Source organism: Clostridium sp. (assembly GCF_029267215.1).
Lineage (GTDB): Bacteria > Bacillota > Clostridia > Clostridiales > Clostridiaceae > Sarcina.
Window position 1 is genome coordinate 72,983 of sequence record NZ_JARIDH010000025.1, and the last position, 10,240, is coordinate 83,222.

The 10,240-nt window shown below is 26.5% G+C and carries 8 protein-coding genes, 1 tRNA gene and 1 pseudogene; 1 reads left to right on the forward strand and 9 read right to left on the reverse strand.

The features are described 5' to 3' along the window. Window positions 1-57: 57 nt before the first annotated feature. From Q1K13_RS03795 to Q1K13_RS03825, 7 genes are all read right to left on the reverse strand, one after another. Complete coding sequence (locus Q1K13_RS03795; RefSeq protein WP_300347818.1) at window positions 58-1,548, reverse strand: glycosyltransferase; 1,491 nt, start codon at window positions 1,546-1,548, stop codon at window positions 58-60. A gap of 14 nt (window positions 1,549-1,562) precedes the next feature. Then, complete coding sequence (locus Q1K13_RS03800) at window positions 1,563-2,759, reverse strand: ABC transporter ATP-binding protein (protein WP_300347819.1); 1,197 nt, start codon at window positions 2,757-2,759, stop codon at window positions 1,563-1,565. Window positions 2,760-2,775: 16 nt separating this feature from the next. Further along, window positions 2,776-4,008, reverse strand: a complete 1,233-nt coding sequence (locus Q1K13_RS03805; protein WP_300347820.1) for a glycosyltransferase — start codon at window positions 4,006-4,008, stop codon at window positions 2,776-2,778. Between the two features lie 24 nt (window positions 4,009-4,032). Further along, the gene (locus Q1K13_RS03810; RefSeq protein ID WP_300347822.1) at window positions 4,033-5,316 is read right to left on the reverse strand and encodes a glycosyltransferase; all 1,284 of its coding nucleotides are present in this window, start codon (window positions 5,314-5,316) and stop codon (window positions 4,033-4,035) included. Between the two features lie 11 nt (window positions 5,317-5,327). After that, window positions 5,328-6,500, reverse strand: coding sequence for an ABC transporter ATP-binding protein (locus Q1K13_RS03815; RefSeq protein ID WP_300347823.1), 1,173 nt, complete (start codon window positions 6,498-6,500; stop codon window positions 5,328-5,330). A 19-nt stretch (window positions 6,501-6,519) separates the two neighbouring features. Next, complete coding sequence (locus tag Q1K13_RS03820) at window positions 6,520-7,341, reverse strand: ABC transporter permease (RefSeq protein ID WP_300347824.1); 822 nt, start codon at window positions 7,339-7,341, stop codon at window positions 6,520-6,522. Window positions 7,342-7,951: 610 nt separating this feature from the next. Beyond that, window positions 7,952-8,698, reverse strand: a complete 747-nt coding sequence (locus tag Q1K13_RS03825) for a peptidyl-prolyl cis-trans isomerase (protein WP_300347825.1) — start codon at window positions 8,696-8,698, stop codon at window positions 7,952-7,954. A gap of 391 nt (window positions 8,699-9,089) precedes the next feature. Here Q1K13_RS03825 and Q1K13_RS03830 point away from each other — a divergent pair, with 391 nt between their 5' ends. Further along, window positions 9,090-9,548, forward strand: coding sequence for a peroxiredoxin (locus Q1K13_RS03830; RefSeq protein WP_300347826.1), 459 nt, complete (start codon window positions 9,090-9,092; stop codon window positions 9,546-9,548). Between the two features lie 58 nt (window positions 9,549-9,606). On the opposite strand, the pseudogene tnpA reads toward Q1K13_RS03830, so the two are convergent. Beyond that, a pseudogene (gene tnpA / locus Q1K13_RS03835) lies at window positions 9,607-9,985 on the reverse strand (IS200/IS605 family transposase). Between the two features lie 159 nt (window positions 9,986-10,144). Continuing rightward, a tRNA-Phe gene (locus Q1K13_RS03840) sits at window positions 10,145-10,220 on the reverse strand. Between the last annotated feature and the right edge of the window lie 20 nt (window positions 10,221-10,240).

Consider the following 10,240-nt stretch of genomic DNA (forward strand, 5'->3'; position numbering starts at 1 on the left):
TATTATATATAAATTTTCTTAAAAAATTTTCTAAAATCTAATTAATCCCTATTATGCCTACTCTTCTAAACACCTCTTAATTTTCTCTGCCCTACTATCCCAAGTATTATTAAGTGCCTCTCCTCTAACTATATTTATATATTCTTCACTAAAACGCAATTCATTTAAAGCTCTATCAATATTCTCTATAAATTCATTACTATTTTTAGAAACAATACAAGATTTATATTTTAAACATTCTCTTATATTCGTTGTAACTATTGGTTTTCCTAAAGCCATATATTCGAATATCTTAATTGGTGATGTAGAATCAGTTATATCATTTTTAATAAAAGGTACAATGCAAACATCAAAATGGATAGAATAATTTATTAATTCATCATAATTGACAATACCTAAATAAGATATATTATGATATTTATCCAAACCACTCTTATCATAGGAGCCATCATAATCCATACCAATAAGTACTATCTCATACTCTTCTCTCTCTTTTGCTAATCTACCTATTAAATCATAATCAAACCATTTAGCTAAAGCACCATAATAGCCTATTATAGGCTTTTTTTTATTTAATATAAATTGAAACTTTTCTTGTTTACCAAAATCTGACTCTCTAATATTATTATCAAAATCTACCCCAAATGATTCTACATTTAAATTGTTCTTATCTTTCCATTCAAATTCTATATTTTTTATTACTATAAAATCATCCAAATTAACTCCATTAGGAACTAATATATTTTTATTTTCTCCTCTTATAATATCTACTTTATCTTTTAAACCCTCAGCAGTAGAAATTACAAATACATTCTCTTTATCACTTAGCAACTTATTATGTCCATTTAACATATCAGATGTTACCTCATATCCACTTATATCACTAGATAATTCATCAACAAAATCATATATAACATTAAACCCTTTATCTATATAACTTTTTATCAAATCATATCCAACAAAATTTAAACAAGTTGCATATACATGAACAAACCTAGGTTTTTCTATTGCTTTTATAGCCTCAAAAAAAGCTGAATTTAAACTGTACATATCTAAATTAACTAGATATAAGTTTTCCTGTATTTTTTCTATTGAAAACAAGTCATCATTTTTTATGTCACTTCTATATATATATAATATCTTCTTTTTACTTAAAGCTTCTGCTAAATGTTGAGGTCTTTGCTTCATTTCTATATTCCACCCAAAAGATGCATGAAATACTATAATCTCATCATATTCCTCTTCATTTAATATTTTTAAAAACTCATTGTAAAAACAGTTAAATTGTTTTTCAAATAATATTGAACTTATTGCATCATCAATAGCTAAAGATATTTGAGAACAAATATTATTAAATTCTCCTGAAATAATTTTTTCATCATAAGATTCATCCAAAAATATTTCTACTTCACTATTAATATTAACCAATAAATTTATAAGTTCTTTTAATCCAAGTCTTTTTATAAGCCATTCATTTAATTTTATCTTTTCTTCATGAGTAATATCAAATTTATCCTTTTTTATTATATTTTCAAAAATATTTTCCATAAAAGCTCCCTTTCTCAAAATTCTTCATGCCATCTTGAATTTAAAAATATAAATCCCTCTTCTTCATCTTCATTCTTAACTTCAAATGAAACTAAATTTTCTTTAGATTCTAAAGAAACAAGATTTTGACTTTCAGAAAATATAATATCTAAATAATAAATTCCTCTCCTAACATCTAATGATTCTATTTTAAACTCTATTTCATTTTCTCCTAATTCCCAAGGTATAGTAACCCCATCTACATTACTGTTAACAGAAAAAATAAATTGATCTGTACTTCTAAATTTAGTAGGTTCTTTATAGGCTTTTCTTATTTCAATAGTTATTCCTGCATTTCTAACTGAAGTTTTAAAAACATTATAATTTATTTTAAATTCTATTGAATCACCTTTTAAATAAAACTCTTTTTTGTTTAATATATTAACCTCATTTATCTCAACAAATTTACTTTTTTCAATTTTCTCTTCCTCATTTGATGTAGAATTCATCAAATTTTCATAATAATTTTCAACAATATCAAAGGCTGTTCCAATCTCCTTAACTCTTCCATTATCAAGCCATACAACTCTTTCACAAAACTCTTTTACAGTTTCTAAACCATGTGAAACATAAATAACAGTTTTTCCACTTTCCTTAAACTCATTGAACTTATCAACACACTTTTTTTGAAAACTAATATCTCCAACTGATAATATTTCATCCACAATTAATATATCTGGATTTATATTTATAGCCACTGCAAAAGCTAACCTTGCATACATACCACTAGAATAATTTTTTACAGGTTGACTTATAAACTCTCCTATATCTGCAAAATCTATTATTTCATCTTTTACCCTTTCAACCTCTTCTTTTGTTAACCCCATCAAACTTCCATTAAAAAATATATTTTCTTCTCCTGTAAGCTCTGGGTTAAAACCTGTTCCAAGTTCTAAAAGTGAGGATACTCTTCCATTCACTTTTACTTCACCTGATGATGCATATGATACCCCAGTCAAAATTTTTAATAAAGTTGATTTTCCAGCACCATTATTCCCAATTATCCCAAGTATTTCTCCCTTATTAACATAAAAACTAACATCACTTAAAGCTTTAAATTCATCTATATTTTTTTTGCTAAAAGGATTAAGTATGTTCCTTATTTTGCTTACATTTGAATCATAAACTTTATAATTCTTACAAAGATTTCTTATCTCTATAGCTCTCTCCATACTTTTCCTCCTTCAACTAATCTAAAATAAGATTTTTAATAGCCTTAGCTTTCGCATTCCATGTATTTTCTTTTCCTTCTTTTCTAAGTAAATCTATGTACTCTTTTGAATTTTCCAATTCTGTTGCCTTTTTTATACTATTTATAAACTCTTCATGAGAATTGCTAACTAAAGGTGATTTATATTTTCTACACTCTGGTAAATCTGTAGTAACTATAGGTTTACCTAAAGCCATATACTCAAACAATTTAACTGGTGATGTTGACTTAGTTATCTCATTTATTTTAAATGGAATTATAGATACATTAAAAAACCTTGCATATTTAGGTAATTCACTATAATCAACAGTTCCTAAATAATGAACATTTTTAAAATCTAATATTCCACTCTTTTTTAAAGAACTATCATAATCTATTCCTATTAGAATAATTTCATATTCATCCTTAAATTCATTTGCTAATTTTTTTATTAAATCATAATCAAACCAATTAGCCAATGCACCAAAATAACCTATTATTCTCTTATTTTTTCTTACCAAACTTCTAATTTTATCAGGTATTTTTTCATTAGATAAATTAATAAAATGCTTATATTCAACGCCATTAGTTACAAGGGCTAGATTTTTCTCCCCTCTAACTTCTTTAACCTCTTTATAAAGTTTATCTGCAGTGGCCACAACATAAACATTTTCACTATCCTTTAACATCCTTTTATGACTTTCCTTTATTTCATCACTTATTTTCACACCAGCTATTTCATCAGCAAAATCATCAACATACTCATAAATTATTTTAAAGTTCTTATCCGTAAATTTCTTAAGCCAAATATCATATTCAACAAAAGCTGTTGAATAAATCTGCCCAAAGGCAGGAATTTTACTTTGTGAAACTATATCAATCAAACATTCTTGAAGCCAATATAAATCTGTATTTACTAAATAGATATTTTCTCCTAATTTTTTATAAGTTTTTATATCTTTATCAACATAAGGTGATGCTTTATAAAAATATAAAATATTTTCTTTAGCTAAATTTAATGCAATATGCTGTGGCCTTTGAAACATCTTAACATAAAACCCAAAATAAACATCAAAAATTATTATTGCATCATATTTTTTACTCTTTATAGTGCCAGTTATTTCATCAAAAAATGTTTGCTTTTGATCTTCATATCCTTTTTCTCTATATTTCATAAACATAGGTTTTAAAATAGGTCTTAATAAATTTTTCACCTTTCTTTTCAAGCTCATATTTCACCTTTCCATACCTTACTTCTATATATTTTTTTCTATCAAATTATCTAATACATTAGCTTTTTCATTCCAAGTATTTTTAAGTGCTTCTTCCTCTAAGTATTTATAATAAAAATCTCCTTTTTTCAAATTCAATGCATGGTCTAATTTCCCTATAAAATCATCATGATTTTTTCCTATTAAAACTGATTTATATTTTCTACACTCCCTCATATCAGTAGTTACAATTGGATGTCCTATAGCCATATATTCAAATAATTTTACTGGACTTGTAGACTCTGTTATATCATTAAGTAAAAAAGGAATTATTGATACTGAAAAATATTGTGCATACTTATTAAGTTCTTTATAATCCACTACTCCTAAATAGTGTACATTTTCTAACTCTTCAATCTTGCTATCCTTAAAGCTACTATCATATAAAAAACCTATTAGTACTATTTCATAATTTTTCTTTTTTTCTGCAACCTTTCTAATAAGTTCATAATCAAACCACTTAGCTAAAGCACCAAAATATCCTATTATAGGATTTCCTTTATTGATAACCTCTCTAAGTTTTTCTGGAATCCCATCACTTAATAACTGCCAATGAGAATACTCAACACCATTAGTAATCATAGCAATATTCTCATCATCTCTTATTTCTCTAATCTCTTCTATAAGTTTATCTGCCGAACCAACAACTATATTTCTTTTATCAGCTATAATATGTTCATGTCTATCATAAACAAAATCAGGTAACCCCCCTGAAATTTCATCTGACAACTCATCTATATACTCGTAAATAATTTTAAATCCATTATCTAAATATTTTTCTCTTATGTATTCTTCTTCTAAATAAATATCTGTTGAATAAAGTGATAAAAATTTATTTCCTTTATAAGATCTTAAAATATCAAACATTGCATTTTGTAAAGCAAAGTTAGCCATATTTACTAAATACAATCTATCTTTTAACTTTTCTATAGTATTTACCTGAGAATCAAAGCGTTCTGATGTTCTATAGAAATATAAATACCCTTTGTCAGTAAGATTATTAGCCATATGTTGAGAACGTTGAAATAAAGGAATATTCCACCCAACCCTAGAATCAAAAACTACAATAGCCTTAAACTCTTCATTTTTTAATATTTCATCAAATATTGCATTAGCTTCCTCATAATTTTTTCTATAAATTAAAGCACTACTATTAAACTTATTTTTAAAAATTCTCTTAACATATATAAAAGCTTTTTTTATTAAATTAAATACGCCTTCATCCCTTAATATTTCCCCACTTCTTCTTATCACTCGTCCTATACTCATACTATTTTCCACTACCCTTTCCATGAATGATTTAGTATTATAAAACCTTCACCTCTGTATCTATCATCCAAAGTAAAACTATATGCATTTATCTTTCTAAAAACCTCATTTTTTCCATCCATTAACACAAAATCTATATAATAAACACCAGCAACTAGATTAGTTTTTTCCAAAACAACTTTTATTTTATTAACTCCATTCTTAAATGGTGTTATAACCATGTTATACTTACTACTTATTCCGCACACAAACTGATCACTTCCTCTAGTAAGCCCTGGTTCATAATCAGTTTTTCTTACCTCTAAAACTATATTAGGATTTTTAACTTTATTATCTAATACATCATAGGAAATTTCTAATTCTATATCATCATGATATTTTATCTTTTTACTATTTCCTCTAATAAAGATATCTTTTATTATAGAACTATTTAGCGATTTAATACTTTCAATATTCACTGGATTAAAACTCTTATTATAGTACCTCTCAACAACAATAACAGAATTTCCATCATCAACAATTTTTCCATTTTCAAGCCAAATAGCTCTATCACAAAATTTCTTTACTGTTCCAAGCCCATGAGAAACATAAATTATAGTCTTGCCTTGCCTTTTAAAATCATTAAATTTCTCCATACACTTAACCTGAAATCCCGTATCACCAACTGATAAAATTTCATCAACAATAAGAATATCTGGATTAACATTTATACCCACAGCAAAAGCTAATCTTGCAAACATACCACTTGAATAACTTTTAACAGGTCTATATACAAATTCTCCTATATTAGCAAACTCAAGTATATCTTTTAACTTTTCATCAATCTCATTTTTTTCTAATCCATTTAAACTTCCATTAAAATATATATTTTCCATTCCTGTAAGCTCTGGATTAAATCCAGAACCTAGTTCTAACATAGAAGATACCTTTCCATTAATCTCAATATTTCCTTCACTTGGAAAAGCAACGCCTGTTAATAACTTTAAAAGTGTTGATTTTCCTGCACCATTAGCTCCGATTATTCCAACACATTCTCCTTTACTTACCTCAAAAGAAATATTATCTAAAGCCAAAAATTCTTTAATATTCTTATTACTACCAAAAACATTGGCTAACTTTTCTGTTCTCTTTTCATATAACTTATATTTTTTAGTAAGATTCATTACCTTTATAACAACAGTCATTTATTGTTTCACTCACCCTCTATAAAACATCATCAAATTCTGGTCTAAACTTCTTAAACACCTTAGAACCAAAGATATAAAGTATTAATGTTACACTCCAAAAATAAACTCCATATTTAAACGTAAGAATATTTGTTCCTAAATAAGCATCTCTAAATAATACAGTCAGATAATATAATGGATTAAGTTTTAAAATATTCTCAATCCAAGGAATACTTCTTCCTATAGGTAAAGACCCTGCCTGCCACATAATAGGACACATCCAAAATAAAAATTGCATAAAAACTGATATGGCATGAAGTATATCAATAGACATAACAACCCATGCTGATAAAAGTCTAGACAATGCGCCTAAAAATATCAGTGTAATTATAATTGCATAAATTAATTTAGGAAAATTAATTAAACTTAAGTTACCATTCGTCCAGAATATAATAAAACTTATAATTAAAAGAACTAAAAATGTATAAAAACTTATTAATATTCTTATTGTTGGCAATATCTCTACTGGGAATTTAACTTTCTTAACTAAAAATGCATTTACCCTAATAGAACTAGCCCCTGCTACAATAACATCTGAAATAAAAATCCAAGGTATATACGCTGAAACTAACCATACCAAATAACTAACCTCAACTTGTTGAACTCTTTGCTTCATACCTGTTGAAAAAATCATCCAAAATACTGTTATCATGGCTAGTGGTCTGATTATAGCCCATGTCATTCCTAATTTTGAACCAGCAAACTCTTTTTTAAACTCTTTTTTTGATATACTAAACATCATTCTCCTATGAGAAAAAACACTTTTCTCTAATTCAAGCCACTCTTTCAAATTATCCACCTCAACTTACCACATATTAGTTTGCTCTAGTATTATTTCTATATACCTTAGAAGTATTAACTTATAATTAGTTTTATAGTCATTTTTTAAGAAAAATTTATATTATTAGAACAATTAATCATTTGAATAATTTAATTCATAAAACAAATAATCATTAAACTAAAAAATCTTAATACTTTATCTTCAACTTTTAAATAATTAAATTTAAAAGTTCTGTTTTAAGAGAGTGTTGATTTTAGCTATCCCTTCAGGCCTACTTAATTTTAAGTAAAAATCAAAATTCTGTATTTTGAACTTACACCTTCTAATAAATATAAGAAGGTGCTTCCTATTTAAGTTTTAATATTAAAGAATAATAGCTAAAGCGAAAAAACTCCCTCTAGTCAAACAACTTCGCTTTTTAACTCTATTATTCTTCCATATTCAATAAAAATCTAAACTGCTTATTAAGATTGTCATAAAGTTCTATCTAAAATCAATACTAGTTTAAAAAAGAGCCAATTTAAAATCTCTTATATAATACATAAATTAAAATTATTGTAACTACCTATTTTTAAGCATAAAAAAATAGGTATAAGATAAAATCTTATACCTATTTAATAAATAGAAACTAAGCTAACTTAACTCCATATTTTTCTCTTAACTCTTTTACTAACTCTAAGTATTTCTTTTGTTGTCTTTCTTGTATTAACATAGAAACAACTTGATCTTTAACTTCTTCAAATGATTTAGTTGAGCTTTCTTTTTTATCTTCAACTTTTATTAAGTGATATCCAAATTGAGTTTTAACAGGCTCACTAACAACTCCTAAATCTAAGTTGAATGCAGCTTCCTCAAACTCTGGAACCATCATTCCTCTTGAGAATGCTCCTAAATTTCCACCTTGCTCTTTTGAAGGACAAGTTGAATATTTTGATGCAGCTTCTTCAAATGAAACAGATCCTGAAGCTATTTCATCTTGAACCTTCTTAGCTTCTTCTTCTGAAGCAACTAAGATATGCTTAGCAGTAACATTAGCTGGCTCAGCGAACATTTCTTTATGTTCTTCATAATAAGCTTTAGCTTCTTCATCAGTTACAGTAACTGATGATAAAGTTTTCTTCATAACCATTTGAGCTAATAATTCTTTAGCAAATTTATTTAATTGATCAGTATATTCCTCAGTTTTATCTAAACCAGTCTCCTTAGCGAACTCTGACATTAATTCAAATGCTATAGCTTGCTCTAAAACTTGTCTTTTACCTTCTTCACTTGCAAGCATAGCTTGTTGTTGTGCTGGGTATCTTGCTATTATTTCATCAATGTAATCTGAAGTTATTTCTACATTTCCAACTGTTGCTAAAACTTTCTTTTCCATCTTTATTATCTCCTTTGTAGTTAAAGTTTTATTTTCCTATACTTCATATATTAACATATATTTATTTAATTACAAAGTAATTCTAAGTATTTTCATATTATTTAAAATAAGATAATAAATTTATAACTTGAAAATATAAATCAATAATTTTCTAAATATAAAATCACAAATATACTTAAATTTATAAAAATAAACTAATTATTAAAAACTAGAAATAGCAAATCAGAACTTTTTTTTATTTTTTCTCTTTTTATTTTATTTAAATATTTAATACCTTTCTTAATAACTATCTTTCTCTATTTTATATTAAGGTTCTTAATAAACTATTTATTATTTATTGATAATTAATATTAATTGTTATATAATATACACAATTAAAGGAGGAATATTTATGTCAATAGAATTAAATCAATTAGCTCCAGATTTTAAATTAAATGGATCAGACGGAAAAGAACATTCATTAAATGATTATAGAGGGCAAACAGTAGTATTATACTTCTACCCAAAAGATAACACAGCAGGATGCACAGCAGAAGCTTGTTCATTTAGAGACAATATTGAAATATTCAGAAATTTAAATGCAGTTGTACTTGGAATATCTAGAGACTCATTAGTATCTCATGATAAATTCATAAGTAAACTAGGACTTCCATTTGTTTTATTAAGTGATTCAGATGAAGTTGTATGTAATTTATATGATGTTATAAAAGAAAAAAACATGTATGGACGAAAATATATGGGTATAGAAAGAAGTACCTTTATAATAAATCCAGAAGGAATACTAACTCATGAATTTAGAAAAGTTAAAGTTAAAGGACATATAGAAAAAATATTAGAAATATTAAAGTAAATATATATTAATATAAACAAAATTAATAAAAATCCACCAGCTTAGCTGGTGGATTTTCTTAATCCCTATAAGGGCATACACACTTAAATTGGTCTGCCAGCCGCTTGCTGCCCTTAAAAAGATCCATATATTCTTCAATTACTTTCTTATTTTTTCTGAAGGTATCAATATAAAATCCTCTGAACCAGAAATATCTATTTCCATACTTATATTTAAAATTTGAAAACTTTTCGAAAATCATAAGACTACTATTACCTTTTAAAAATCCAACAAAACTTGAAACACTCATTTTCAACAAGCATATGTATATGGTCTACGCAAGCGTGCGCTTCGACTATTTTAACTCCTTTCCATTCACAAAGCTGTCTTAATATCTTACCTATCTCTTTTTTCTCTCCATATATTTCTTTCCTTCTGTATTTCGGTGAAAAAACTATATGATATTTACAATTTCATTTTGTATGTGTATCCATTTAAAAACTCATTCTATTAAAATGAGTTTTTTTATTATATCGCTAAAGCTCATCTAACCTCACTCTCATAGCAAGTGGTTTTCATTAAACACAAAAAAGCTTAGTGAAAATTCACTAAGCTTTTGGTGGCTCGAGCAGGAATCGAACCAGCGACACGAGGATTTTCAGTCCTCTGCTCTACCGACTGAGCTATCGAGCCATATAATAAAAAACCTGGCG

Coding starts and splice junctions, on each gene's coding strand:
- Q1K13_RS03795 (WP_300347818.1), bottom strand. CDS start 1,548: ATGGAAAATATTTTTGAAAATATAATAAAAAAGGATAAATTTGATATT.
- Q1K13_RS03800 (WP_300347819.1), bottom strand. CDS start 2,759: ATGGAGAGAGCTATAGAGATAAGAAATCTTTGTAAGAATTATAAAGTT.
- Q1K13_RS03805 (WP_300347820.1), bottom strand. CDS start 4,008: ATGAGCTTGAAAAGAAAGGTGAAAAATTTATTAAGACCTATTTTAAAA.
- Q1K13_RS03810 (WP_300347822.1), bottom strand. CDS start 5,316: ATGAGTATAGGACGAGTGATAAGAAGAAGTGGGGAAATATTAAGGGAT.
- Q1K13_RS03815 (WP_300347823.1), bottom strand. CDS start 6,500: ATGACTGTTGTTATAAAGGTAATGAATCTTACTAAAAAATATAAGTTA.
- Q1K13_RS03825 (WP_300347825.1), bottom strand. CDS start 8,698: ATGGAAAAGAAAGTTTTAGCAACAGTTGGAAATGTAGAAATAACTTCA.
- Q1K13_RS03830 (WP_300347826.1), top strand. CDS start 9,090: ATGTCAATAGAATTAAATCAATTAGCTCCAGATTTTAAATTAAATGGA.